General features: G+C 30.0%; 19 protein-coding genes and 2 tRNA genes. 11 read left to right on the top strand and 10 right to left on the bottom strand.

Going from position 1 to position 25,498, the window contains the following annotated elements; genetic code table 11:
- Nucleotides 1-847 precede the first annotated feature (847 nt).
- Nucleotides 848-919: transfer RNA gene (locus tag CXF68_RS04980), tRNA-Gln, on the bottom strand.
- Nucleotides 920-993: 74 nt separating this feature from the next.
- Nucleotides 994-1,065 (bottom strand) — tRNA-Gln (locus tag CXF68_RS04975).
- A 180-nt stretch (nucleotides 1,066-1,245) separates the two neighbouring features.
- Between CXF68_RS04975 and CXF68_RS04970 the strand changes: the two genes are divergently transcribed.
- A complete protein-coding gene (locus tag CXF68_RS04970; protein ID WP_101043256.1) occupies nucleotides 1,246-4,365 on the top strand; it encodes a DUF2723 domain-containing protein in 3,120 nt (1,039 codons plus the stop codon).
- Between the two features lie 213 nt (nucleotides 4,366-4,578).
- On the opposite strand, the gene CXF68_RS04965 is transcribed toward CXF68_RS04970, so the two are convergent.
- Nucleotides 4,579-4,872, bottom strand: a complete 294-nt coding sequence (locus CXF68_RS04965) for a co-chaperone YbbN (RefSeq protein WP_101043255.1) — start codon at nucleotides 4,870-4,872, stop codon at nucleotides 4,579-4,581.
- A gap of 86 nt (nucleotides 4,873-4,958) precedes the next feature.
- The gene (locus CXF68_RS04960; protein ID WP_101043254.1) at nucleotides 4,959-6,182 is read right to left on the bottom strand and encodes a metallophosphoesterase; all 1,224 of its coding nucleotides are present in this window, start codon (nucleotides 6,180-6,182) and stop codon (nucleotides 4,959-4,961) included.
- Between the two features lie 172 nt (nucleotides 6,183-6,354).
- On the opposite strand from CXF68_RS04960, the gene polA reads away from it, so the two are divergent.
- Complete coding sequence (gene polA, locus CXF68_RS04955; RefSeq protein WP_101043253.1) at nucleotides 6,355-9,210, top strand: DNA polymerase I; 2,856 nt, start codon at nucleotides 6,355-6,357, stop codon at nucleotides 9,208-9,210.
- Between the two features lie 9 nt (nucleotides 9,211-9,219).
- Complete coding sequence (locus CXF68_RS04950) at nucleotides 9,220-9,609, top strand: hypothetical protein (protein ID WP_101043252.1); 390 nt, start codon at nucleotides 9,220-9,222, stop codon at nucleotides 9,607-9,609.
- 18 nt (nucleotides 9,610-9,627) lie between these two features.
- On the opposite strand, the gene CXF68_RS04945 is transcribed toward CXF68_RS04950, so the two are convergent.
- From CXF68_RS04945 to CXF68_RS04935, 3 genes are read right to left on the bottom strand one after another with little or no spacing between them, the layout of a single operon-like run.
- Nucleotides 9,628-11,040 (bottom strand): P-loop NTPase fold protein, encoded by a 1,413-nt coding sequence (locus CXF68_RS04945; RefSeq protein ID WP_101043251.1) that lies wholly within the window; start codon nucleotides 11,038-11,040, stop codon nucleotides 9,628-9,630.
- Nucleotides 11,041-11,090: 50 nt separating this feature from the next.
- Nucleotides 11,091-12,686, bottom strand: coding sequence for an Ig-like domain-containing protein (locus CXF68_RS04940; RefSeq protein WP_232771610.1), 1,596 nt, complete (start codon nucleotides 12,684-12,686; stop codon nucleotides 11,091-11,093).
- Nucleotides 12,687-12,739: 53 nt separating this feature from the next.
- A complete protein-coding gene (locus tag CXF68_RS04935; RefSeq protein WP_101043249.1) occupies nucleotides 12,740-13,432 on the bottom strand; it encodes a ComF family protein in 693 nt (230 codons plus the stop codon).
- A 53-nt stretch (nucleotides 13,433-13,485) separates the two neighbouring features.
- On the opposite strand from CXF68_RS04935, the gene CXF68_RS04930 reads away from it, so the two are divergent.
- The 5 genes from CXF68_RS04930 (at nucleotide 13,486) to CXF68_RS04910 (ending at nucleotide 17,862) form a co-directional block, all read left to right on the top strand.
- Nucleotides 13,486-14,082, top strand: a complete 597-nt coding sequence (locus CXF68_RS04930) for a class I SAM-dependent methyltransferase (RefSeq protein WP_101043248.1) — start codon at nucleotides 13,486-13,488, stop codon at nucleotides 14,080-14,082.
- 7 nt (nucleotides 14,083-14,089) lie between these two features.
- A complete protein-coding gene (locus CXF68_RS04925) occupies nucleotides 14,090-14,950 on the top strand; it encodes a hypothetical protein (protein ID WP_101043247.1) in 861 nt (286 codons plus the stop codon).
- Between the two features lie 46 nt (nucleotides 14,951-14,996).
- Nucleotides 14,997-15,896 (top strand): hypothetical protein, encoded by a 900-nt coding sequence (locus CXF68_RS04920; protein WP_101043246.1) that lies wholly within the window; start codon nucleotides 14,997-14,999, stop codon nucleotides 15,894-15,896.
- 103 nt (nucleotides 15,897-15,999) lie between these two features.
- A complete protein-coding gene (locus CXF68_RS04915) occupies nucleotides 16,000-17,541 on the top strand; it encodes a glycine--tRNA ligase (protein WP_101043245.1) in 1,542 nt (513 codons plus the stop codon).
- A gap of 84 nt (nucleotides 17,542-17,625) precedes the next feature.
- Nucleotides 17,626-17,862: a hypothetical protein gene (locus tag CXF68_RS04910; RefSeq protein ID WP_101043244.1), complete on the top strand. Its 237-nt coding sequence runs from the start codon at nucleotides 17,626-17,628 to the stop codon at nucleotides 17,860-17,862.
- A 49-nt stretch (nucleotides 17,863-17,911) separates the two neighbouring features.
- Here the strand turns inward: CXF68_RS04910 and CXF68_RS04905 are convergent, their stop codons facing one another.
- Entirely contained in the window at nucleotides 17,912-19,555 is a 1,644-nt protein-coding gene (locus CXF68_RS04905; RefSeq protein ID WP_101047342.1) for a G-D-S-L family lipolytic protein, read from the bottom strand.
- A gap of 10 nt (nucleotides 19,556-19,565) precedes the next feature.
- Nucleotides 19,566-22,268 carry a TonB-dependent receptor gene (locus CXF68_RS04900; protein WP_369800461.1) on the bottom strand — a complete coding sequence of 901 codons (2,703 nt, stop codon included), beginning with the start codon at nucleotides 22,266-22,268 and terminating at the stop codon, nucleotides 19,566-19,568.
- Between the two features lie 190 nt (nucleotides 22,269-22,458).
- On the opposite strand from CXF68_RS04900, the gene CXF68_RS04895 reads away from it, so the two are divergent.
- The 3 genes from CXF68_RS04895 to serS all read left to right on the top strand — a co-directional run bounded on the left by CXF68_RS04895 (nucleotide 22,459) and on the right by serS (nucleotide 25,236).
- Nucleotides 22,459-23,397: a bifunctional riboflavin kinase/FAD synthetase gene (locus CXF68_RS04895; RefSeq protein WP_101043242.1), complete on the top strand. Its 939-nt coding sequence runs from the start codon at nucleotides 22,459-22,461 to the stop codon at nucleotides 23,395-23,397.
- Between the two features lie 264 nt (nucleotides 23,398-23,661).
- Nucleotides 23,662-23,889 (top strand): helix-turn-helix domain-containing protein, encoded by a 228-nt coding sequence (locus CXF68_RS21175; protein WP_101043241.1) that lies wholly within the window; start codon nucleotides 23,662-23,664, stop codon nucleotides 23,887-23,889.
- Nucleotides 23,890-23,961: 72 nt separating this feature from the next.
- Entirely contained in the window at nucleotides 23,962-25,236 is a 1,275-nt protein-coding gene (gene serS, locus CXF68_RS04885) for a serine--tRNA ligase (protein WP_101043240.1), read from the top strand.
- 93 nt (nucleotides 25,237-25,329) lie between these two features.
- On the opposite strand, the gene CXF68_RS20785 is transcribed toward serS, so the two are convergent.
- Nucleotides 25,330-25,473 carry a hypothetical protein gene (locus CXF68_RS20785; RefSeq protein WP_198553748.1) on the bottom strand — a complete coding sequence of 48 codons (144 nt, stop codon included), beginning with the start codon at nucleotides 25,471-25,473 and terminating at the stop codon, nucleotides 25,330-25,332.
- Nucleotides 25,474-25,498: the final 25 nt, after the last annotated feature.

Genomic DNA, 25,498 nt, shown 5'->3' with positions numbered 1-25,498 from the left:
TATTACCCACCTTAAGGACACATAACAAAACCGCAATCGATGAACCCTCTTTATTTAAAGCAGAAAACAAACCCTTCCTACACTCATCAAATCCTGATCTTAGATTTTCACAACTGCAAAGCACACATCTTTACATTAACGGAATATTAATTTTTGGATGCTTTTTTGATACCACTTACACGAACACCTCACTCCTTATGCACCTACAATAAAGAAACTACTCAACAGTCATACTCAAAAAAATAAACTCGACTATCTTAAAACACCCTACTCCAAACATAATAAATTCAAAAAACTAAGACAATAACAAATACCGACTCTTAAAACAAAACACTACATGCTAAAATAACATAAAGCTAAACAGCTTATAACATAAAAAAACTAGCAGTTTAAAAACACCAATCCGATTAATTTAGATAGCAGGTCTTTATAAAAACAGTATTGTTTATATAATATGATTTTAAAAGGATATATAACTAACTTCTTCATTTTCGCAAATCATTGATACTTCATACAAATTAAACTAAATTCTCTACGAAGTTAAATTAACCAGTAGCAATGTGATCTTGACAGAAAAATTAATAAATTAAAAGTGAATGTCATCAAAATATACTGTAGTAAATATATTAATCACTACTTCTTAGCTAATAAAACAAAAAACTTTACATAGTGAAATACAAATACTTTAAATAAAATTTCAAACAAATGAAAATATCGCCTCCTTTTATCTAGAGACCTAGGTATTCTCACGGCATCTTAAAAACACAAACTCTTAGCTCACATCAAGTTTTTTTTAAAACTTAAACAATAAAAAAGCTTCAAAATCTAACGATTGAGAAGCTTTTTGTTGGCCTACAAGGACTCGAACCTTGAATGTCGGTACCAAAAACCGGTGTGTTACCAATTACACCATAGGCCAATAAGTTATTAAATTTACAAAAACATCTAATTATGCTTTTATAGAAATCCTTACATTGTTATGTAATGATTAAGTTGGCCTACAAGGACTCGAACCTTGAATGTCGGTACCAAAAACCGGTGTGTTACCAATTACACCATAGGCCAATAACTTATTGCGGGTGCAAATATAATATAAAGTTTTATTTTGACAAATTTTTTATGCCTTTTTTCATTTAACACAAATTTACATCGTCTATTGCTTAGTTAAATAACTCAAATTTATATTTTTGCTTTCTTAAAAACACACTAGTTATTAGTACATTCGCAACAACTTTATAAAAAACTATGAACGAATTTAACTACAAAAAATGGAATACAATTTTAGGATGGTTTTCATTTGCCGTGGCATTAATCACCTACACTCTAACACTAGAACCAACTGTTAGTTCTTGGGACTGTGGAGAATACATATCTACTGCTGTAAAATTAGAAGTTGGTCACCCACCTGGTGCCCCTCTTTTTCAAATGCTTGGTGCCTTCTTTGCAATGTTCAGTAATGATCCTAGTCAATGGGCAAAAATGGTAAACTTTATGTCTGGCTTAGCTAGTGCTTTTACTATTTTATTTATGTTTTGGACTATTACCAATTTAGCTAAAAAAATGGCTATTAAAAATGGTAAGTTCAGTAAAAATGAAGCTATTGCGGTTTTAGGTAGTGGTTTAGTTGGTTCACTAGCATACACATTTTCTGATAGTTTTTGGTTTAGTGCCGTAGAAGGTGAAGTATATGCAATGTCATCTTTTTTAATGGCATTACTATTTTGGCTAGGTTTAAGATGGGAAAGTGAAATCAACACGCCCAGAGGTAACAAATGGTTAGTGTTAATTAGTTTTGTAGTAGGACTTTCGTTTGGAGTACACATATTATCATTATTAGTTATTCCTTCAATCGTATTACTATATTTCTTCAAAACTTATAAAAACATAACTTTAAAAACAACAGCGGTAGCAACCTTAATTTCAATATTTGTTTTAGCATTTGTTTTTAAATTTTTATTTCCTTTTACACTTAAGTTTTTTAGTGTTTCTGAACTTTTTTTCATCAATCAAATAGGACTACCATATAATACAGGAACTATAATTTCTGGTTTGGTATTGATCGCTTTGTTCTATTTCGGATTAAACTACACTCGTAAAAAAAACTTAGTAATGACAAACACACTCGTTTTGTCAGTATTATTTATTATGATTGGTTTTTCTTCTTGGTTAATGCTACCTATTCGTGCAAATGCAGATACTGTTATAAACGAAAACAACCCATCAAGTGCACGTGAACTATTAGCATACTATAATCGTGAGCAGTATGGTGATGCTAATGTATTTTATGACAAATACTATTCAGTTTCTTATGACAGAGAACAAGATGCTAGCCAACCATTTAAAGATGATAAGCCAAAGTACGAGAAGAAAGATGGTAAATATATTATTGTAAATAAATACAAAAACATAATACCAAACTACTCTAGTAAACATAAAGGATTTATTCCTCGTATGGTGAATCCTGCTTCAGAAAAGCACTACAAAGCTATTGCAGGAATTCCTGCCCGTAGTAAAAGACGACCAACGTTTTTAGAAAATATGAAATTCATGATTGATTACCAATTTGGATATATGTATGGTCGTTATTTTATGTGGAATTTTGTTGGCCGTCAAAATGATGTTCAAGGACATTTAGATATTGAGAACGGTAACTGGTTAAGCGGAATTGATTTTATTGACGAAATGCGTTTAGGATCTCAACAAAGCTTACCTGATGATATTAAAAACAACAAAGGTCGTAATAAATATTTCTTTTTACCTTTAATACTAGGTCTGCTAGGTTTATTTTATCAATCTAAAAAAGATAAGAAGAATTTATATACCCTTGCATTGTTCTTTGCTTTTACAGGTTTTGCTATTATTTTTTACACAAACCCTAAACCTTTTGAACCTAGAGAGCGTGACTATGCGGTTGTTGGTTCTTTTTATGTATTTGCAATTTGGATAGGTTTTGGAGTATTCGCATTATATGATTACCTAAAAGACTATGCAAACAAAAGAACTGTAGCTATTGCCGTGTCAGTAGTTTCATTAATAACCGTACCCATATTAATGGGTGTTCAAAATTGGGATGACCACGATAGAGATGACCGTTACATTTCTCAATTAAACGCCCAAACCTATTTAGAAAGTTGTGACCCAAATGCCATAATTTTTACTATTGGAGATAATGACACTTTTCCGCTTTGGTACATGCAACAAGTAGAAGGTATACGAAGAGACATTAAGATTGTAAATACAAGCCTTTTTCAAACTGACTGGTATATTGACCAGATGAAAAAGAAAACATATGAAGCTGATCCTATTCCGTCACAACTAACACATGATCAATATAAATACGGAACCTTAGATTTAGCATATCACATTCCTCATCCAAGATTTAAAGATTCTATTATTTCTATTAAAAATTTTATGAGATGGATTGAGAGCAGCAACGATGCAACTTATTATATTGACGAAGAGAACGATGTTAGAGAAAAGTTTTACCCAACAAATAGAATTCGAATTCCTGTTAATAAAGAAAATGTTTTAAAAACAGGATTAGTAGCAGAGAAAGATACTGGTAAAATTTTAGATTATATAGACATTACTGTTGACCAACAAGGATTGGCTAAAAACAGAATTTTAATGCTCGATATTTTAAATAATTTCGAATGGAAACGCCCTATTTATTTTACTGGGGGTGCCAATGCTGATGAAGAATATATTTGGCTAAAAGACTATTTACAGCTAGATGGAATGTCTTATAAACTAGTACCGATTAAAACTTCAAACAAAGGAAAATCGATGTTTGACATGGGACGTATTGATACTAAGAAAATGTATGACAATGTTAAAAAATGGGATTGGAAAACCATAAATAATGGTAAAATTTATTTAGACGAACAAAGTAAGCGCAACGCTATATCTATTCGTAATAATTTAATGCGTTTATCTGAAGAGTTTTTAAAGGAAGGTGATTCTGTAAACGCTAAAGATGTTTTAGATTTATCTCTTTACAAAATGCCTATTAGAGATTTTGATCATTATAGTATTTCTTTAGGCTACCCAGAATTATATTATCGCATGGGTGATATCGATAAAGCACACGAAACTGTAGAAACACTAATCGATATTTTTCAACAAAAACTAAAATACTACAGCACTTTTAATGATTCTGATTTAATTCTTGATAATTTAGAAACAAGCTTATACATGTACCAAAACATAATTCAACAAGTTACAAAGTATGATAACGATACGGAGTATGGTAAAAAAGCCTTTGAGGAATATGTAAATCATGCTCGTTTATTTAAACACTTAATGTCTGATGAAGAACAACTCCCACAACAGCCTCATCAACAACTAGACACAATTAAGCCTTAGTTTTAATAGTTATAAATTAAAAACCCACATAAGTTCTAGTAATCTACTACTAAAACTTATGTGGGTTTTTCTATATCTTACATTCAAAAACGGAATAATCCTATGAAATAAAAAATAAGTGGACTGAAAAAAATTAATTCTATAACACTAATACTTAATTATCTTTAGCTATCAATTCTAAAACAAAAGAAAACTAATGATTAGGTGAATATTTTAAACATATTGCTGTACTAAACCAATTAAGGTATTAGCATCTTGCTCTCCAGTTTGACGCCATTTCATCTCACCTCCTTTATAAATGATAAATGTTGGATTTCCTTTAACACGCAAAGCACCAGCTAAAATTTCATTCTTTTTAATATCAATTTTAATTACTTTCGCTTTATCTCCTAAAGCAGCCGCAACATCACGTAGTGTATCTAAACTAGGCTCAAACTCGTTCCAGTCTGAATAAAAATCAATTAGAACAGGTTTATTAGTACTTATTATTTCACCAAACTTTGTCATATTTATGTGGTTTTCTATATATAAAACTTCCCAAAAATACTATTTTTTTTTCAAATAGATATTAACACTTACTTAACATTAAAAAATCAAACCTTTTTTAACTCAATTACAGTAATCTCTGGCCAAATACCTACCCTCCCTGGAAACGCATGATAACCGAACCCTCTGTTAACATTAATATACCTACCAAACTCCTCATACAAGCCTGCCCATTGTTTGTACACATATTGTGATGGACTCCACTTAAACCACCCTGGTATTTCAATTCCAAATTGCAATCCATGAGTATGACCACTTAATGTTAGTTGATAATTAAAATCATCTTCTTTAATCTTATATTCCCAATGACTTGGATCATGACTCATTAACACCTTAAAATCATCTTTATGAACTCCTTCTGAAGCTTTATTAAGGTCTCCTTTCTTATTAAATCCTTTTCCCCAATTTTCTACACCAACCAAAGCTATTTTTTGACCATCTTTTTCTATATATCTATTCTCATTTAACAATAAATCGAAACCTATTTTAGGATGCAATTCTTTTATTGCTTTAAAATTAGCTTCTTTATCTTGGTCGTTTTTCCATTTTGAATAATCTCCATAATCGTGGTTACCAAGAATAGAATATTTCCCAACTGGAGCGTCTAATTTTTTAAATACATCAATCCAATCATCCATTTCATGTGCAAAATTATTTACAAGATCACCTGTAAATAAAATCATATCTGATTTTTGTTTATTTATTAAATCAACACCATATTCTATTTCTTCTTTATCAGTAAAACTTCCTGAATGTATATCGGTAACTTGTGTAATTGTAAATCCATCAAAAGCTGCTGGTAAATCTTTAAAAGACAACTGATATTTTATTACTTTATAATTATACTTCCCTTTAAAAATACCATAAAGAATACTTGCAAAAGGTATTGCAGCAATACCCAAAGCTAATTTTGCAACGAAGCTTCTTCTACCTGGTAAAGGTTTTGTTTCTGTTGATGACAAATAAGAAAAGCCCTTTTGAAGCCATCTTACCACATCCTCTCCGAACATAATTAACAAAATAAATAACTTGGGAAGCAATACTATTAAAAGCATCCCGAAGGCCCATTGAAACTGCCTTGTTTGCCCTGAACTCCTATCTGAAGAAAGTACTACATAAAAAAAATTAACATACGGTATTACACCTGCAAGTAACCATCCGTAGCGAATAAATTTATTTTTTGTTACCGTTTTTATTGCCTGAAAAGCATACGCCTCAAATACAATAATAAGCAATGAAATAATTATAATTGTTACCAACCAACGAGACATATGTATTTTTTTAAAAGTCAGACAAAGATAGGTTGATTATTGAAAATCAATTTTTAACATCTTGTTAAAGTTTCGTAGCTTTACACACGAAGTTAACCTCGATATTTTAATGAGTTAATTTCATAAAAAAAATATTTATAATTAACTTATTTTAATAAGATTAACATATAGAATGGCAGACCAAAAAAGACTTTTTCTACTAGATGCTTTCGCTTTAATTTTTAGAGGATATTACGCTTTTATCAAAAATCCGAGAATTAATTCAAAAGGAATGGATGTTTCCGCAATTTTGGGTTTCACAAATTCATTATTAGATGTTATAAAACGTGAACGTCCTGATCATTTAGCCGTTTGTTTTGATCGAGGTGGATCTGTTGCTAGAAAAGATGCTTTTCCTGAATATAAAGCGAACAGACAAGAAACGCCAGAAGCAATTAAAATTGCGGTTCCGTATATCGAAGAAATTTTAAAAGCAATGAATATTCCTGCTATTATAAAAACAGGATATGAAGCTGATGATATTATTGGAACTTTAGCTAAAAAAGCAGAAAAGGAAGGTTATAAAACTTTTATGGTAACTCCTGATAAGGATTTTGCCCAGTTAGTTTCTGAAAACATTTTTATGTACCGACCACGTTTTGGTGGTGGTTATGAAACTTGGGGGATACCTGAAGTACAAGAGAAGTTTGGCGTAGAAAGGCCTGAACAGGTTATTGATTTTTTAGGAATGATGGGAGATGCTGTGGATAATATTCCTGGATTACCTGGTGTTGGAGAAAAAACTGCAAAGAAATTTTTAGCCCAATATGGTTCTATGGAGAATCTGCTAGCAAACACCGCGGATTTAAAAGGAAAAATGAAAGAAAAAGTAGAGGCAAATGCTGAACTTGGAATTTTATCAAAAGAATTAGCTACTATAATGCTTGATGTTCCTGTTGAGTTTAATCAAGAAGACTTTGAAATGTGCCAACCAAATGTTGAAGCTACCAAAGAGATTTTTGCTGAATTGGAGTTTCGTCGTTTAATTGACAATTTCTTAAAAACATTTGGAGCTACGACAGAAGTAAAAGTAGAAAAAAATGATACTTCGGGTGCCACAGAAAAACCTACAATTAAACCAAAACCAACTTCTGATTCTAGTACTGTAGGACAGTTTGATCTATTCGCCGCTCCAGGAACTGGAACAATTACAGAAAAAGAGATTATTTCAGGATTTAAAACTATAGAAAACACCAAACATTTTTATCAACATATAAATTCACCTTTATCTCGAAAGTTATTATTAAAAAAATTAATGCAACAGAAATCTGTTTGTTTTGATACGGAAACGACAGGTTTAAAAGCTTTAGAGGTTGAATTAATCGGGGTTTCTTTTTCTTGGGAAATAGGTAAAGGATATTATGTCTCTTTTCCAGAAGATCAAGAAGAGGCTAAAACTATTTTAGAAGAATTTCGTGAATTTTTTGAAACACCAACAATTGAAAAAATTGGTCATAATTTAAAATATGATATTAAAGTTTTATCAAATTATAATATGTCTGTAAAGGGTAAGTTATTTGATACCATGATTGCGCATTATTTGATAAACCCAGATATGCGTCACGGAATGGATGTTTTAGCTGAAACCTATTTAAATTACCAACCAGTTGCTATAACTGAATTGATTGGTAAAAAAGGTAAAAATCAACTTTCTATGAGGAGTGTTGATATTGCGAAACAAACGGAATATGCCGTTGAAGATGCAGATATCACATTGCAATTGAAAGAACATTTCACAAAAGAATTAGAGAGCGGAAATGTTACCAAATTATTTAATGAAATTGAAACTCCGTTAGTAGCTGTTTTAACTGCTATGGAAATTGAAGGTATTAACTTAAATGTACCTTTCTTAAAAGAACTTTCTGTTGATTTAGTTAGCGATATTGAACGTTTAGAAAAAAATATTTACGAACAAGCTGGTGAAGAATTTAATATTGCTTCTCCAAAACAATTAGGTATTGTTTTGTTTGAAAATATGAAATTGGTTGAAAAGCCTAAGAAAACGAAAACAGGTCAATATTCAACTGCCGAAGATGTACTTTCATTTTTAGCAAAAGATCATCAAATTATTAGAGATATTCAAGAGTATCGTCAATATAAAAAACTACAAAGCACTTATGTAGATGCTTTACCAAATGAAGTAAATACTAAAACAGGACGTGTTCACACTGCATACGCACAAGCAGTTGCTGCTACCGGAAGATTAAGTTCTAACAACCCGAATTTACAGAATATCCCTATTCGTACAAAACGAGGTCAGGAAGTTAGAAAAGCGTTTATTCCTCGTGATGAAAATCATGTATTGTTGGCTGCCGATTATTCTCAAATAGAATTGCGAATTATAGCAGCACTAAGTAATGAAGAAACAATGATTGAGGCTTTTAAAAACGGTGAAGACATTCACGCTTCTACCGCTGCAAAAGTTTTCGATGTTCCTTTAAATGAAGTTACTCGCGAACAACGTAGTAATGCAAAAACAGTGAATTTTGGTATTGTTTATGGGGTTTCTGCCTTTGGGTTAAGTAATCAAACAGATTTATCTCGTAAAGAAGCAAAAGCGTTGATTGACACGTATTATGAAACGTACCCCAAGTTACGTAGCTACATGGCAGCACAAGTAGATTTTGCTCGTGAAAATGGTTATGTAGAAACTGTTTTAAATAGACGTAGGTATTTAAAAAACATTAATTCACAAAATGCAATTGTTCGTGGCGCTGCCGAAAGAAATGCCGTAAATGCACCAATTCAAGGTAGTGCTGCTGATATTATAAAACTAGCAATGATTAATATTTATAATCGATTTGAAACAGAAGGCTTTAAATCAAAAATGTTATTGCAAGTACATGATGAATTGGTTTTTGACGCTCACAAAGACGAACTAGAAATTATTAAGCCTATTATTAAACAAGAAATGGAAAATGCTTTTAAAATGGCTGTTCCATTAGATGTAGAAATGGGAATTGGACAAAACTGGCTAGAAGCACATTAATAAGAAAAAATGGAATTAGATTATATAGAAAATGTAAATGGTTTTGATGAAAATGTAGTGAGATTATACAATTTTGATAAAACTGAAGCTGTTAAGTTTAGAAATTTAATTAAAGAAACAATTATTCAAAAAAAGCAAAAGTTAGATTTAGCTGAAATTGATTTTATTGAAGCCCGTAATTGTAATTTAATTTTTGGCTTATTTAAATCTGATGAAGGAATATTAACGAAAGATAATGAAACCTTTTTCTGTATTCTTACTTTAGATGGATTTACAAATATGTTGAAACTTATAGAACCATATTGTAATAAGGATACTAGAAGTTACCAGTATTTATATGATATTGATAATCCAACAGAATTGTTATTCTGCCCGAGCGCTACTAAGTATGATGAATAAAAAATGATTGCTAATTTATTAAATTAAGTTAGCAATCATTTTTTTGTAATCTAACAAAGTGTATTCTGACTTTGAATTATCGTTTAATAAGTTTTCATTCTTAAATACAAATAGTGTAAAATAATACTCGTAACTTTTGTTTAAGACATTAAAATCTTCTAAATAACTATCTATTCTATTAAAAGCAAGAGATTTCATATTGTCCACTTTAATCGGCGAAAAAGTGTAAATTACATCCTTAAGTTTATTAATAGTTAGACTACTAATTTTAAAATTAATTAATCTTTCATCTATATGGTTAAAAATACTAGCAGATGCGATTTTAAGCTCATTATCTGATGTGTAATTTTTCCTTAAAGATTCATTATAATTTACTCTTTTAGCACTAAAATTAAATAATAATTTATAATTCTCTGGCTCAAATTCGTTTAAAATCAATAAGTATAACGTCAAATAAGTTTCAAATAAAGTTCCTGAATTATTATGAATAATATTTGGTAGTTTCAAACTAGCTGAAGTATTACTTTCTTTTAATCTTTTTATAATTAAATATTTATTAAGAATCTTCTTTATTCTTCTTGGGTTTTGAAAGTGAATGTCCTTAAAGAAATTACTTATTGAATCACCTAATTCTTTATCGTTTACCTTTTCATTTTCATCAAAATACTGTTTAACAAGCTTTGAAACATCTAGACTTTGTGGCATTGAAAAAGAAATATCAAATACTTTTTCTAAATATTCATTAGCCTTAACAACTTCTCCGTATTTTGTTTTTACTGCCTCTGTAACTGCTTTTTTATCAACACCACAGAAGAAAATTGTTTTTTTACCAAAAGTAAAGAATAATTTAATTGCTGATAATAAATTCAATACGTTTTCGGGCTCGCACCTATCTAAATCATCAATAAAAATAATATTATACTTTGGAGCTTTTTCTCCTTTAGTAATTTGAGTCTCCCAATTAATAAAATCACGACTAAACTGTTCTTTTAACTCAAAAAAAGTTTGCTCATCAAGATGATTAAGCATCGTTGACATATTAAAATTAGCTACTGGTGTTTTAAAAGTTACTGACTTTGCAAAACCTTCTAATAACTTACTTCCATTTTTAAGAAAACTATCAACATCAGTATCTGATTTTTTAGCCAAGAACTCTAAAAGTGAATTCGCTAAATTAGCATCACTTTCAAACTGCCAAGCCTCAAAGAAAAAAGTATTAAAAGAACCTCTCAATTTTTTTTCAAGATATTTCATTAAAGTACTTTTACCACTTCCCCAATCTCCATATATCGAAAAAAACTTTATTTCAGAAAACTCGTGTTTATGTCCTAGAAAAAAAGACTTTATTAAATTTCCTTTTTCTATAATCCCTATATAATCATTTTCTTGAGTTAGGTCTTCAATAGGTAAATTTGATAAAATTTTTGACATGGCTTTTTTTATAAAACTATAAAAAATAAACCATTATCTGCCTTATAAATTTACTTAATAATAAAATCTTCATTCATCTCCCAATTAGCTCTTAGTTCAAAATTTTTCTCGAAATAAATTACTTGCTCTGGTTGTTTTCTTAATAGAAAATTTCCAGTATCCCAAGTATGATTATTATTTTCATCAATAATTGCCCTAACAGTGTATTCTTTTGGCTCCAATAAATTAAATGCTATTTTCTTAGACGATAAAACATATTTAGTTTCAATAACTTTATCTTTATCTAAAAGTTCAACTATTACAGGATGTTTTGTTGCTTTCTTTATATCTAAAATAATACTACCATAATCTTCAATTGTTAGTGTTTTAAATTGATACGCTAAAGTATCGTTTGTAGTTTCATATAAATCATTAATTCCTTTTGGAAGAACATCAAATTTATAATTCATCTTAGGCGTTTTCTTAAACAAAACAGCTAACTTGTTTATAGATTGTTTTTCTACCTTGAAATCAACCATTAACGTATCTTTATCAACTAAAGAGAATTTAGAAGTATCAATTGAAACAATTGGGTTATTACTTTCTAAAAATAAAGTATCATTTAAATGTAACGTTCTACTTACATTCGATGACATACTTAAAGAGTCTATCTTCTTTTTTCGTAAACGAACTGTAACTGTATCTATAAAATTAGTATTGGTTACAATAAAACGCAAAGAATCTTTTTCTACAGGAGAATGCCAATAATTAAGGGTGTCTTTTTCTTTTTCGAATTCGTAAAATGACTTAAAACTTTCAGGAACTTCAGATAATAGCTTAACCTTCATACTTTCTTTTTCTCCCTCAAAACCAAACTGAATCTTTCCTTTTACAACTTCTTTTCCTCTTTTAAATTTATAAGGCTGTAGTTCTTTAAAAAGACGAATTGGGTTTAATACTAATGTATCTTTTGGCAAGTAAATAGTATCCGTTATAAAACCCAAATTATCTGATTTGCTATTAAAAAGGTAATTCTTTGATTCTTCTTTTAAAGCCAACAACAAATATTTACCTTCCCGTAAATTCGTAAATTCAAAATTAGTAGAATCTAGAGTACTAGTAACATAATTAGGTTTTTGTTTGTAAATAATAGAATCATTATAAGTACTATCTAATCGATACAATAAAACTCCTATGCTTTTTAATTTTTTTTTATCAAATGCGTTTGCAACCGAACCTTTTATCTTTAAAGAATCGATAAAGTTTCCTGTTGAAAAAACGTATTTAAAACTCTCTAATTTATTATTCTCATTATTATCTTGTACTGCATTTCCAAAATTAAATGTATAAGTAGTATTTGTTTTTAAAGTATCTAGAATCTTTATATTAATATACTTACTAGGCGTACCTTGAGGTGTTATTATTGGTGGGTATTTTAACGGTGGAGAAACTACTAACTGTTTTGTTAAATCTTTTAAAACAATATACTCATCAAATTGAATTTTAATGTTTTTTTTATCAAAATGAATTGTTTCATGTGGTGGTTTTGCCACCATCATAATTGGTGCATCCTCATCTTTAGGACCTCCTTCAGGTCTTCCTTTTCGAGCACAACTTATAATAATTACAAACACTAAAACTACTGAAAATAATAACTTATTTCTCACAAATTGATTGTTTAAATCGAACACCAAAAGTAATAAAATAACACTAACAAAAATCATCCTTTTTTAGTATATGCAATCGTAGCAATACTTATGGTAATATTTTTTGTTTTTAATAATTCTGTACAACAAGCAACTAAAGTTGCTCCCGTGGTTATTACATCATCAATTAGCAAAATATGTTTATTCTCAAAGACCTCAAAATCCACTAAATTAAATGTTGTTTTATTATCTGAAAACCGATCAAAGCGATGCTTAAATGTTTGTGTTTTAACTGTAGTTGATTTTATTAAAACTTCAGGCTTGTATTCAATATTCAAAATAGCACTTAATGTATTTCCAAATTTCGTAAGCTGGTTATACCCTCTTTTTTTTAATTTGTTTTTATGCAGCGGCACCGGAACTATATAATCTATATCTTTAAAAACACCTGACTCTTTTAATTTCTCTCCAAACCAACTTCCTAAAAATTCACCTATTTTTTCTTGATCTTTGTATTTTAATTCATGAATTATTTTTTGGGTAATACTGTGTTTTTGATAATACAAAAAGGATCGTAGATTTTTTACCAAAATTTTTCCATAAAAAACTGACATTAATGTAACATTTGTATACTCATTGTCGTCTATAATAGGTAACTCATTACAACAAAATGTACATATATAATTTTCGCTTTGTAATAATGAAGCTTTACAATTTACACATAAATTTGGGTAAAATAAATAGAATATATCTTTTAAATATTGCATCTTTACACGCCTTTTTAATCATAAATATACAAAAAACATAAATAAACATTATTTTGAGTAAAAAATTTAATTTTTTTAAAGAAGCTATAAAAAACTACAAAACATCTGGTACTGTTGCTCCTAGCTCTAAATTCTTAGCTAATAAAATGCTTAGAGAAATTAATTTTTTAGACGCAAAAGTTATTGTGGAATTAGGCCCTGGAAATGGCGCAATAACTAATAGTATTTTAAATAATATTCAACCCAACACAATTCTTATTTGTTTTGAAATTAACGATGCTTTTTATAAAGAATTAAAAAAAATAAAACACCCTCAGTTAATTGTTCTAAAAGCATCTGCTGAAACCATGCTTAAGGAAATTAAAAAACTAGGATATAGTGAAGCTAGCTATATCGTTTCTAGCTTACCTTTAACCATTATTCCTAAAGAAATATCTCACAAGATCTTATCAGAAAGTTATAAAATTCTCAAAAATAAAGGCTTATTTATTCAATATCAATACAGTTTAACTTATTACAAAAAATTAAAAGGGGTTTTTGGAAAAGATATAAAGTTAAGTTTTGAACCTCTTAACTTCCCTCCAGCCTTTATTTACAACTGTATAAAAAATAGTATATTAGCCGCAAGTAAACCAAACTGTTCATCATAACCCCAATATGATTACAATCAGAGAATTAAAAAACAATAGTTTTATTGCCTTTTTACTTACATTAATAATAGTCGTTGGGATATTATCTTATCAGAATGCTTGTGATTACCATCAATTAAAAGGGGTATTTGAGCTTGAAAAAAAAGAATTAGAGTCTGAGCTAAATATTGTTATTAAGAATTATGAAGATGCTACTTATAATAATGATAATCTTTCATTAAAAATAAGAGATAAACTTCAAGAAATAATAAAACTTAGAGATACTATTAATGACTTAACTGATACTGATTACGGTTTGTTTCGTTTTTATAGAAAACGAATCTCATATTTATCTAAGCAAAACAAGGCCCTTTTTAACCATATTGATTCTTTAAAAGCGGTAAACAATCAACTACTAACAAAAAATGATAGTGTAAAAAAGGTTTTAGTTCAAAAAGAAACACAAAATATAAGGTTAAAAGAAAAAATTGCTATTGCTGAGATTATCGAAATCTCTGCGATAAAAGTAAAAGCAATGAAAAAAAGAAGAAGTGGTAAACATACCTCTACTTCAAGATCTAGTAAAACAGATGCCTTTAAAATAGAATTTGATTTATTAGAAAACAATATTGTTAGCTCAGGGTTTAAATCCATTTACATTCAAATTGTTAACAATAACAAAGTGCTTAAACCCGCGAAAAAAGTTAAATTAAAAAACAAAGAAAAAATACTTTGTAACGATATAATGAAAGCAAATTACAATAATAAAATTTTATCTGTAATCTCATTTATTAATGTAAATAGAGACATTATAAATAAAGGTTCTTATAAAATCAATATTTTTGTTGAAGGTCATTATATTAGCAATACTATTATAGAGCTTAAATAATGAATTAAAAGACTACATTATAAACTTCAATTAACCCCCCATTATTATGAATCCTAAAAAAAGAAAAAGTTTACTAATTATAATCCTCTTACTATTAACATTATTCTTATCATTATACTCGTTTCAAAAATCCAATCAATATGATGATCTTCAAAAAGTATTTCAAGAAGAAAAAGCTGATTTAGAACAAGAATTAGATGAAATCATTAAAGATTATACAGATGTTATTGTTAGAAAAAAACGTCTTTCTAAAAGGTTAAGAACCGAACTTGTTAAAATGAACAACCTTCGTGATTCAATTAAAAGTCTACCTGCTGGTAATTATAACTTAATTAGAAAATACAGGAAAAAAATTACCAGTTTAGAGCGTGAAAACAGAAAGTTGTTTATCAGAGTAGATTCACTTAATACTGCCAATCAAGTATTAGCGCAAGAAAATATAATAACAAACGAAATCTTACATCAAAAAGAAACAATTAATACTTCTTTAACTGAAAAAAATGAAAAGTTAGAAGAAATCAAAAAAACTCTTGAGACTAAAGTTGCTATTGGTGGCATTATTAAAACAAGTCCTGTTATAGTAGTCGCGATGAAAGAGCGTAGTAGTGGTAAATTAACTTCAACCTCTAGGTCAAACAGAACTGATGCTTTTAAGATAAACTTTGATTTATTACAAAACCTAGTTGCCAATGCAGGAGAGAAATCAGTTTACATTCAAATTATCGATGAAAACGAAAAAGTTATTGCTCCTAAAGGTGTTACAAAATTAAAAGATGGAGGTAAAATTCAATATACCGATTCGATAGAAGTCAACTATAATAATGATAAACTTAGTCTTGTTTCTCTTATTCTAGTAAATAGAGATGATATTAATAAAGGTAAATATACCATAAGTGCTTTTGTAGACGGTGTGTATTCTGGCGCTACTACTGTAAAATTAAAGTAATTAATATTTAATATTTTTTATAAAAAGTGAAAAATCAAACAAATTTTTCACTTTTTTTCTTTTAGAATAGTATTAGTTTAAATCCTTATTTTATTTTTGCAACATGGCAAAACAAGAAGATCACTTTAAAAAAGTATTATCACACGCAAAAGAATATGGTTATGTATTTCAATCATCTGAAATTTATGACGGCTTAAGTGCGGTATACGACTATGCTCAAAACGGAGTTGAGTTAAAGAAAAACATTAGAGATTATTGGTGGAAAGCAATGGTGCAAATGCACGAGAACATTGTTGGAATAGATGCATCTATTTTAATGCATCCTACAACTTGGAAAGCTTCTGGTCACGTAGATGCCTTTAACGACCCTTTAATTGACAATAAGGATTCTAAAAAACGATACAGAGCTGATGTTTTAGTAGAAGATTTTAGAGAGAAAATTTTAGATAAAATTAAAAAAGATATTACCAAAGCAAAAAAACGTTTTGGAGATTCTTTTAATGAAGATGAGTTTACTGCTACAAATCCTAATGTATTGCGTCGTCAAAAACAGATGGATGAAATTACTCTTGAACTAACAAGAGTTCAAGAAGAAAGTGATTTAGAAGGTTTCAGACAATTAATTATAGATTTAGGAATTGTTTGCCCAGTTTCTGGCTCTAAAAACTGGACAGAAGTAAAACAATTTAACTTAATGTTTGGTACACAAATTGGTGCATCAGCAGAAAACTCTACTCAAGTATATTTACGCCCAGAAACAGCACAAGGAATATTTGTAAATTTCTTAAACGTGCAGAAAACCGGTAGAATGAAAATTCCTTTCGGAATTGCACAAACTGGTAAAGCTTTTCGTAATGAAATTGTTGCACGTCAGTTTATTTTTAGAATGCGTGAATTTGAACAAATGGAAATGCAATTTTTTGTAAAACCTGGAACTCAAAAAGAATGGTACGATCAGTGGAAAGAAACTCGTATGAAATGGCATTTATCATTAGGTATGGGTGCTGATAATTATCGTTTTCATGATCATGATAAATTAGCCCATTATGCTGATGCTGCTGCTGATATTGAATTTAATTTTCCTTTCGGATTTAAAGAATTAGAAGGAATTCATTCACGTACTGATTTTGACTTAAAAGCACACGAGAAACATTCTGGTAAGAAATTACAATATTTCGATCACGAAGAAAATAAAAGTTACACACCTTACGTTGTCGAAACTTCTATTGGCTTAGATAGAATGTTCTTAGCTGTATTTTCAAACTCTTTACAAGAAGAAGAATTAGAAAACGGAACTACAAGAACAGTATTAAAATTACCAGCTGTATTAGCTCCTTTTAAAGCCGCTGTTTTACCATTAGTTAAAAAAGATGGATTACCAGAAGTAGCACGCAAAATTTTAGAAGAATTAAAATGGGATTTCAATGTTTTTTATGATGAAAAAGATGCTGTAGGTAAACGTTATAGAAGACAAGATGCTAATGGTACTCCTTTTTGTATTACTGTGGATCACGACACTTTAAAAGACAATACTGTTACAATTCGTCATAGAGATACAATGGAACAAAAACGTGTCTTAATTTCTGAATTAAGCAATATTATAAAACAAGAAGTAGAAGTAAAGAATTGGTTACAAAAAATGTAAACATATTATTTTATAGAAAATAAAAATCCTATCATTATTTTACATGATAGGATTTTTTACTTTTACATCATTAAACATAACAGAATGAAAACAGTGCTAAAAATATTATTTATCATCTTTATAGTATGGATGATTATTGGAGTATATTTTTTAAATATCGAACACCCTAATGCCCAAGTAATAATGGGACTAGGTGTTTTATTTATGGCATTTATATTAATGCCAATCTTTATTTATTATAGATATAAAGATAATAAGTATAAAAAATATATTATCAATGATAAAAAAATAAAAGACTGGATTGACAATAGTAAAGAATAAAAAAAGGCTTCATTAAATGAAGCCTTTTTTTATTGAAAATAGTTGTTTTTTACTGTAAAGTAGGTGAATAATTTGTTGGATAATCATTTGCTTTTGCTAAACCATCTTTAGCTTCTGCAAAATTAGATCCATACGTTTTATCAATAGCTTCTAGCATTTTGTTAGCCATTAAAGCATACCCTCTACCTGTTAAATGAATTCCATCTAAACCAACTAAACCTCCAGTAACTAAACTAGTTGTTAAATTATAAGTATCATAATTAAGACCAGTTGTTGACGCTTCTTGTAAAATAGCATTAAAATCTACAAAAGCTAAACCTTTAGCATCTGCAACATTTTTAATAGTAACATTGTAAGCATCTGTTGCTATTTTAACCTTGCTAGATTCATCTTCAGTTAACACCCATTTATCTTCTAATGGTAAAGAAACTCCTTCAGCAGAAAACATTCCTGCTAATTGCTGAGGCAATCCTTGTGCCATTAAAGACTGTACTGATGCTGTATTTACCTTACCAATAATACGGCTACTCGGTAAAACCAATAAATCTTTTGCTGTAGCTTGTCTCGCTTGTCCATAATATGAACCTAATAATCCTGCTACTTTTTGTAAAGTAGTAGCGTCAGTAGGTAAACCAAAATTTGCAACAAAAGGAGGGAAAGTAGGACTTGCCAACAATGCTCCAACTATTTGCGCAGTTTTATCATCTAAAGCTTCATCTTTAATAATTACTGGATTCGCTGCATCAGTAACAAAGACAATTGCACGTTCTGGTACTCCAATAGCTGTAAACACACCGTTAATTGCTCCAAACACACTATTTAAAGTAGGTATTTGCGCTCCGAAATCTGGATCAGACGGGTCTAATGGCGCATGAGGTACTGTTGTAAAATAAGGAAGTGATGTTATATATGGTAAATTAGCAACAACACCTTTAGCTCCACCTGCTGTTAAAGCATCTACTGTTCCTGAAAAAGCTGCGGCAAAAACATTAGGGTCGGTTATATCTGCAGGACCATAGGTAGTTGGATCAACATTTCCTTTTTGATCAGCTCCAACACCTCCAGCGGCAGAATAAGTTAAAACATCATTCCCTCCTATTTCTGATAAAGAAAAGAATGTTGGCGTTTGCGCCATTACATCTTCTAAAACACTAGCCATTGGTGACGAAGCCATTCTAATAAAGTAAGGATTAGCATTTGGAAGTCCAGCTAATGCTCCATAACCTTTCACTCCTAAATGGTAGCTTTTTAAACCAGGAATCCCCATGTTACTAAAAACACCTGTTTGAATACTACTTATTTCTGTAGTTGGCGTAGCTGATAATCTTGTAGGTCCTGAACCATTGAAGTAAAACCTAGGCTCTCCTTTCACATCGCCTCCGATAGTAAAACCACCAATATTATCATTCATTAAAGGTTGTGTGAAAGTACCTCCATTTACCATTGCAAATTTCTTAGCCAACGTATTTGGAAAAGAGTTCTCTTGAGCAGCCTTAAATAAAGCTCCGTCTGTAAAACCAGCTGTAAAAGAAGCTCCTACAGCAACATATTTAGAAAAGTCTGCACTCCCTACCTCTAAAGCAATAGTATTTTCCGCTTCTCCTGGTATTTCTGGTAAAGTATTATCTACATCACAGGCTACGAAACCTAAAAACACTGCAGATAAAAATGTATATTTTAATGTATTTTTCATTTTTGTTTTTTTAGTTGTTAATTGTCCAAGATAAATAATACATAGAACCAATTGCTCCTACACCTGGTGCACTTAAATACTCTTTTCCTGTTAAGTTAGACCCTCCTAATTTAAATACTGACTTTATAGAAGGTACACTATAATTTACTTGCGCATCTAAAACAGTTCTTTCATCAACATTTCCTTCTAAGAAGGTAGATTGCCAATAAAATTCTGTTTGCCAACGAGCACTTACATTAAAGCCAAAGTTTTTAAATAAGTTAGAATGACCAAACTGCATTTTCACTTTGTGTTCTGGAGTATTAAACCCAGCTTCAAAATCAAGATCAGAAGCTTGGTCAAATTCAAATTTAGACCATGTATAGTTTAACCCTACGTTATATCCTTTAAATATTTTTGTACTTAACCCTAAACCAACACCGTAAGAATCAACATCAACAGAAGAATTTGTTTTCACACTAAATGTTCTTACTAAATCTCTATTTGTTAAATTACCAACAGTTACAGGTGTATTAGAATCAACTAAAACAACAACATCTTTATTAGAAATAAAGTTAGAATACATATTGTAATATGTACTAAAATCAACCGTTAATTTATTTTCTCCTAAAGGCAACGCTCCACGATAACCTATTTCAACAGACATAACCTCCTCTGGTTTAACTAATGCAGTTTTAACCAATGTTGGTGTTCCTAAACCTATTGAACTCTTAGAATACCCTCTATTAAGCACATCAGTTCCTGTTAAAGTAAAAGTCCCTGTAGTTGTTACAGCTGGTGCAGAAAAACGATTGATATTATCAGGAGCAGTTCCCATAATAAATCCAGCTCCTGTAGCTAAACCAATATATTGATCTTGCGTAGTTGGATTTCTAAACCCTGTTTGAAAAGATGCTCTAAAGTTATGATTTTTAGTTTCTCCAGCTGCATATGCAAGAGATAATCTAGGTGTAAAATTACCTTTAAAGTTATCTGACTTATCATAACGTACAGAACCTGTAAATTTTAAACGGTCGTCTAACATTTTCTTTTGAAGCTGTGAATAAATTCCATACTCTCCATATTCAATTGGTCCACTAGCATCTGTATAAATTGTTCCAAAAGAGTTTAACTTATATTGTCTGTAAGAACCACCTACTTGTACTTCAGCCCAATCAATATAATCACGTAAGTTTAAATTAGCATCAGCATGGTAATAACTAGTTTGATCTTTAAATTTTGATCCTGTTAATAAATCTGGATCATTAGTTACTTCATTGAATAGTGAAGTAAAAGCTGCAGTTCCAGGTATAGCTCTACCAGTATCTGCTACAGCTCTAGCTGCTGCATGATTTGATGCTGGCACATTAGGAAATGCCCCTAAGTAAGCTGCGGCATATTGCCCAAACCAATCTGTATTAGATTTCCATTTACTATTAATCCCAATAGCAGCAAAACGAGTATCATAAGAATTACCTGCGTCTTCACCAGCATAATATCCTCTTACGAAGAAATTTTTACCTTTAACCTCTAATTTATGCTGCTCCATATAGAAGTTTGCTAAATTATAACGGTTTTGACCTTGATAAATCGTATTACCTGTACCATACTTAGAATTCCAGATGATTTCAACTCTATCGTTTCCTAATGGACGGTAATGAATTGACCCATTAAATTTAACACTTTTTGCTTCGTTAGTCATTAGTTCTTGATCTGTGTAACCAGTTCTACTAACATTACCAATCGCTCCACCTAAATTTACTGAAACTTCATCTCCATAAACATTAGCTCCATCATAATTTGGATCACTCTGTCTTGTTCCTGGAATATACCCTTCTCCAATACCTTTCGTATTTCTATAATCTGTTGCATGCCATTCTTCACCTTTTAAATAAGAAAAAGTTGCTTTTACAGCAAATTTATCATCAAAAACATGTGCCATTCTAATATTAGCGTCATAATAATTATTATTTCCCGCTGCTTCTTGGCTAGTAACACCTCCTTTTAAACCAACACTAATACCCTGGCTATCAAATGGATTTTTACTTGTCATTAACATAATACCATTAAATGCATTAGCTCCATATAAAGCTGATGCTGCACCAGGTAAAATTTCAACACTTTTTACATCTGCTTCAGATATTCCTAATAAATTACCAATCGCAAAGTTTAAAGCTGGTGATGCATTATCCATACCGTCTACTAACTGAACAAATCGTTCGTTACCAAAAGTTGCAAAACCACGAGTGTTTACTGTTTTAAAAGTTAATCCTCCTGAATTAACATCTACGCCTTTTAAATTCTCCAATCCATCATAATAAGATGCAGAAGCAGTATTTTTTATAGCTCTAGAGTCAAAACGTTCAATTGTAACAGGTGATTCCATTACTCGTTCTGGGGTTCTTGATGCTGAAATTACAACCTCATCTAAAGACGTTGCATTTTCTGTTAAAGCGACTTCAATAACTTGATTATTTTTAGTTATTTCAATGTTTTTTGATTGATACCCTAAAGAGGAAACCTCTATTGTGAAAGGCGGTGTATCTGTCACTTTCATTGTAAATTTTCCGTCAAAATTAGTAGATGTTCCTACTGCCTTTCTTAAAACCTTAATGTTTGCTCCCGGAAGCGGGCCTCCTAGAGATGCGTCGTTGACTGTACCCGATATGGTCGTCTGAGCAACCATAGTGAATGTACCAAACAGTACAAGCGCAATAAGTAATAGTTTTTTCATCATAATCTATAAATAAGTTGTTAACTGTATCGCAAAATACGATTTTTTTTTATTTGTAAAAATTTATATTTTATCATAATCTCACTATAGACAGGTTCTTTTTGTTAAATTAATCTTTTTGTAACTTTATTTAACAAACATTATCTATCATCTATTACAAATTGTATTTTTGTCAAAATTTTTTTTCATCTTGAAAATCTTTAATTCTATTTTCGATTTTAAACCCACTCAAAAAACAATAGTTACTATTGGTACTTTTGATGGCGTACATATTGGACATCAAAAAATTATTAAAGAATTAATTGATGAAGCTAGATCTTCTAATAAAAAATCTGTTTTATTAACTTTCTTTCCTCACCCAAGAATGGTGTTGCAAAAAGACACATCTATAAAACTAATAAATACAATAGATGAGCGTGCAAAACATCTTAACAACTTAGGGCTAGATTATTTAATTATCCACCCTTTTAGTAAAGAATTCTCAAGACTTACTGCTTTAGATTTTGTTCGAAATATTTTGGTTAATCAACTAAATACCTCAAAATTAATTATTGGATATGATCATCATTTCGGTAAAAATAGAGAAGGAAATATCGAGCAATTAACTGAATACTCTCATTTATATGATTTTACTGTAGAAGAAATTCCTGCACAAGATATTGACGATGTTTCTGTAAGTTCTACCAAAATAAGAAAAAAACTTGCTGACGGTAAATTAAAAACAGCTAATAATTATTTAGGTTATAATTTCTCACTAACAGGCAAAGTAGTTAAAGGAAAACAGCTTGGTAGTAAAATTGGGTTTCCTACAGCAAATATTAATATTAAAGAAGATTATAAATTAACGCCAAAAACTGGTGCTTATATCGTAAAATCTATCATCGATAATACAAACGTTTTTGGAATGATGAATATAGGAAATCGACCTACTGTTAACGGAATTAATGAAACAATAGAGGTTCATTTTTTTGACTTTAACGTCGATTTATATAATCAGAATATTACTATAGAATTACTTTACTTTTTAAGAGATGAGCAAAAATTTGATTCTATAAATGATTTAATTACACAACTAAAAAAGGATAAAGAAACTTCTATTAAATTCTTGAAAAGTTACACCAAAGCCTAATTAAAAATTTAGTTAACTCCCCCCAGATATTAGTAAATACCTTAAAACGGCTTTTGGTTGTAACTCATCTATTTATTGATAAATTACAGTTACTTAAAAGCATAATTAAAAGTTTAGTTAACTCCCCCCGGACATAAATAAATTTTTTAAAAACAACTTTCATCTGCAACTTATCGATGCCAAAGTTAATTTTTTTATTTTACTCATAATTACCTATTTGTCATTATGTTTTAATATGTTTTTTAGAATTTGTCGTGAAAAAAAATGATTCTATCTAAATATGAAATAACTCTAAAAAAAATAGCTCTTTGTCTAAAAATATTACGTGATGAATACAACATTACTTTGAATGATTTTTATATTGACACAGGAATTCATTTAGCGAGAATTGAGCAGGGAAAAACAAATGTGACCGTATTTACACTTCAAAAAATATGTGACTATTTTAATATAACTATGTTAGATTTTTTTATCAGGCTTGAACAAATTTAATACTAGTACTAACAATACATTGTTTAAGTCTATTGCTTCTTCTATCTTTGCTATTCTTAAAAAATTAAAAAGATGTTACAGGTTCAGTTTATTAGAGACAACAAACAAACTGTTTTAGATGGATTAGCAAAACGTAATTTTGCAAATGCTGAAACAATTATTAATGAAATATTAGCTTCTGATGAAGCTCGAAGAGCTACACAAGCTTCTTTAGATACTGTTAAAGCTGAATCTAATACAATATCCAAAGAAATTGGTAGTCTTTTTAAATCTGGTGAAGTTCAAAAAGCAAACTTACTGAAAGAAAAAACAGGTCAGTTAAAAATTCAAGATAAAGAATTAACAGAAAAATTAAACGAATTAGCGACTAAATTACAGAATTTATTATACCAAATTCCGAATGTACCTCACGCTTCTGTAAAAGCGGGGAAAAGTGAAGAAGATAATGAGAAAATTTTTAGTGAAGGAACAATTCCTGACTTAGGAGAAAATGCGTTACCTCATTGGGAATTAGCTAAGAAATACGATATTATTGATTTTGAATTAGGCACTAAAATTGCTGGGGCTGGTTTTCCTGTTTATAAAGGAAAGGGGGCTCGTTTACAACGTGCTTTGATCAATTATTTTTTAGATAAAAACACCGCTGCTGGTTATAAAGAAGTTCAGGTTCCTCATTTAGTAAATGAAGCTTCTGGAATTGCAACTGGTCAATTACCAGATAAAGAAGGGCAAATGTATCATTCAACAGTAGATGATTTATATTTAATTCCTACAGGAGAAGTCCCAATTACTAATATTCATAGAAATGATTTAGTAAAAGAAAATGATTTACCCATTAAATATACTGGTTACACTCCTTGTTTTAGGAGAGAAGCTGGTAGTTATGGTGCACACGTTCGTGGATTAAATCGTTTACATCAATTTGATAAAGTAGAAATTGTTCGTATCGAACATCCTGATAATTCTTACCATGCTTTAAGCGGAATGGTAGAGCATATTAAAGATATTTTACGTGATTTAAAATTACCTTATCGTATTTTACGTTTATGTGGTGGTGATACTGGGTTTACCTCTGCGCTAACTTTTGATTTCGAATTGTATTCTACAGCACAAGAACGTTGGTTAGAAATTAGTTCTGCTTCAAATTTTGAAACATACCAAGCCAATCGTTTAAAATTACGTTTTAAAAACAAAGAAGGTAAAAGTCAATTAGTACACACTTTAAATGGAAGTTCTTTAGCTTTACCAAGAGTTTTGGCTGGGATTTTAGAAAACTACCAAACTGCAGATGGAATTAAAATTCCTGATGCATTAGTTCCTTATTGTGGGTTCGATATGATAAAATAATTACTCTTTATAAAAATATAAAACCCCAAGTTTTAATTAAAAAACTTGGAGTTTTTATTTAATCCCCCTTCAAAAACGGACTAATTTTATATTTTAGTTGGCAACTACTGCAACCATTAATCTTTTATATTTATTCATTTCTAATAATGCTTCAAAATATTGAGTTATCTGTCCTCTCTTCATAAACTCATTTGCATTTATCTTTGCCACCTGGTATTGTTTGTTAAAGTTCTTCATCGTATAAATTGTTTAGTCTTGTTAT

It is taken from the genome of Tenacibaculum sp. Bg11-29, assembly GCF_002836595.1.
Lineage (GTDB): Bacteria > Bacteroidota > Bacteroidia > Flavobacteriales > Flavobacteriaceae > Polaribacter.
Note: the sequence above shows the minus strand (reverse complement) of the source record. Positions and strands in the feature narration are given on the sequence as shown.

Bases quoted from the DNA above. Each gene is read 5' to 3' on its own strand.
- CXF68_RS04970 (WP_101043256.1), top strand. From the start codon at position 1,246: ATGAACGAATTTAACTACAAAAAATGGAATACAATTTTAGGATGGTTT.
- CXF68_RS04965 (WP_101043255.1), bottom strand. From the start codon at position 4,872: ATGACAAAGTTTGGTGAAATAATAAGTACTAATAAACCTGTTCTAATT.
- CXF68_RS04960 (WP_101043254.1), bottom strand. From the start codon at position 6,182: ATGTCTCGTTGGTTGGTAACAATTATAATTATTTCATTGCTTATTATT.
- polA (WP_101043253.1), top strand. From the start codon at position 6,355: ATGGCAGACCAAAAAAGACTTTTTCTACTAGATGCTTTCGCTTTAATT.
- CXF68_RS04950 (WP_101043252.1), top strand. From the start codon at position 9,220: ATGGAATTAGATTATATAGAAAATGTAAATGGTTTTGATGAAAATGTA.
- CXF68_RS04945 (WP_101043251.1), bottom strand. From the start codon at position 11,040: ATGTCAAAAATTTTATCAAATTTACCTATTGAAGACCTAACTCAAGAA.
- CXF68_RS04935 (WP_101043249.1), bottom strand. From the start codon at position 13,432: ATGCAATATTTAAAAGATATATTCTATTTATTTTACCCAAATTTATGT.
- CXF68_RS04925 (WP_101043247.1), top strand. From the start codon at position 14,090: ATGATTACAATCAGAGAATTAAAAAACAATAGTTTTATTGCCTTTTTA.
- CXF68_RS04920 (WP_101043246.1), top strand. From the start codon at position 14,997: ATGAATCCTAAAAAAAGAAAAAGTTTACTAATTATAATCCTCTTACTA.
- CXF68_RS04915 (WP_101043245.1), top strand. From the start codon at position 16,000: ATGGCAAAACAAGAAGATCACTTTAAAAAAGTATTATCACACGCAAAA.
- CXF68_RS04910 (WP_101043244.1), top strand. From the start codon at position 17,626: ATGAAAACAGTGCTAAAAATATTATTTATCATCTTTATAGTATGGATG.
- CXF68_RS04905 (WP_101047342.1), bottom strand. From the start codon at position 19,555: ATGAAAAATACATTAAAATATACATTTTTATCTGCAGTGTTTTTAGGT.
- CXF68_RS04900 (WP_369800461.1), bottom strand. From the start codon at position 22,268: ATGAAAAAACTATTACTTATTGCGCTTGTACTGTTTGGTACATTCACT.
- CXF68_RS21175 (WP_101043241.1), top strand. From the start codon at position 23,662: ATGATTCTATCTAAATATGAAATAACTCTAAAAAAAATAGCTCTTTGT.
- serS (WP_101043240.1), top strand. From the start codon at position 23,962: ATGTTACAGGTTCAGTTTATTAGAGACAACAAACAAACTGTTTTAGAT.
- CXF68_RS20785 (WP_198553748.1), bottom strand. From the start codon at position 25,473: ATGAAGAACTTTAACAAACAATACCAGGTGGCAAAGATAAATGCAAAT.